The sequence below is a fragment of the Mesorhizobium sp. M4A.F.Ca.ET.020.02.1.1 genome (genome assembly GCF_004022645.1).
In the GTDB taxonomy this organism is placed as follows: Bacteria; Pseudomonadota; Alphaproteobacteria; order Rhizobiales; family Rhizobiaceae; genus Mesorhizobium.
Genome location: NZ_RZOI01001068.1, coordinates 1 through 1,466 on the forward strand (window position 1 = coordinate 1; position 1,466 = coordinate 1,466).

Here is a 1,466-nt window from a genome sequence, read left to right on the forward strand (position 1 = left end):
CTGGATATCGACGAAGAAGAAATTCGGCGGCCGTTCCGGCAGGCTGCCGGAGATCTGGCGCCTCAGATTGCCGTCGATCAGCGCCAGTGTCACCAAAAGCGTCAGCCCGAGGCCGAGCGACAGCACCACGGACGGCGTCAGGGCGCCCGGCCGGTGGATGTTGCCCAGCGCCAGCCTGAGCGCGACGGAACGGACACGCGGGCTCCTGCTGGCCGCCCACTGCACCAGCGCGCCGACCAGGCGCAGTACAAGGAAGGCAAAGACCGTGGCGCCGACGAAGATCGAGGCGATGCGGCGGTCGCCGGAAAACAGGATGGCCAGCGCCGCCAGGACGAGCGCGATGCCGACTGCCGCTGCCACATAAGGCAGGCGCGGAAAACCGCGGCTCTCAAAACCCATCTCGCGAAACAGCGCCGTTGCCGGCACGTCGCGGGCGCGCCCCAGTGGCAGCAGCGCGAAGGCCAGTGTCACCAGCAGGCCGAACAGCGCCGCCATGGCAAGCGCGCCGGGGTAGAAGCCGCCTTCCGCCGGCACCGGGATGACCGACTGCAGGGCTGCGCTCGCCGCGAACGGCATAGCGGCGCCGAGGATCAGCCCGGCGACGATGCCGAGGCCGGCGATCAGCAGGATCTGCACCAGATAGACGGTGAAGACGAAGCCACCCGAAGCGCCGAGGCTCTTGAAGGTGGCGATGACGCCGCGCTTGCCGTCGAGATAGGCGCGCACGGCGTTCGCCACGCCGACGCCGCCGACCACCAGCGCCGTCAGCCCGACCAGCGTCAAAAATTGCGAGAAGCGCTCGATATTGGAGGAGAGCGCCGGTGCCGCGTTGCTGCGCGTGCGGATCGACCAGCCAGCCTCCGGAAACGTCTTTGCCGCCTGGTCCTGGATCGCCTTGAGGTCGGTCTCGCTGGCGCCGGCGGGCAAGCGGATTTTGTAGGCGTTCTCGACCAGGCTGCCCGGCTGGACCAGGCCTGAGGCGGCAAGGCCTTCGGTCGATACCAGCAGCCGCGGCGCAAAGCCGAACCCGTCGGACACCGCATCCGGTTCGCCCACCAGCCGCGCGCGCAGCTCGAACGTCGCAGCGCCAAGCTTCACCCGGTCGCCAAGCTTGAGGTTCAGCCGGTCGAACAAAAGCTCGGGTGCCGCGGCGCCGAAGACGCCGGACCTCTCGGCGAACAGCGCCTCGCGCGGCAGCGCCGGCTCGGTCGCCAGCGCCCCGTAGAGCGGATAGGCCTCGTCGACCGCCTTGGCCTCGACCAGCGCCTGGTCCGAGCCGTCCTCCAGCCGCGCCATCGAGCGCATGCTGGCGCTGTGCGAAATCGTTCCCAGCCGATCAAGGAAGCCGCGCTCGGCCGGCGTCGTGCCGCGCTGGTTGAGTTGAAAGCGCAGGTCACCGCCAAGCAGCGTCTGGCCCTGGTTGGCGACCCCAGCGGTGATCGCCTGCGCCACCGAATTGACGCCGC

1 protein-coding gene is annotated in these 1,466 nt (G+C 69.4%); it reads right to left on the minus strand.

Annotated features, from left to right (window positions below; translation table 11 throughout):
* A partial coding sequence (locus EN742_RS34870; RefSeq protein ID WP_128333873.1) for an FtsX-like permease family protein occupies positions 1-1,466 on the minus strand: 1,466 nt, incomplete at both ends.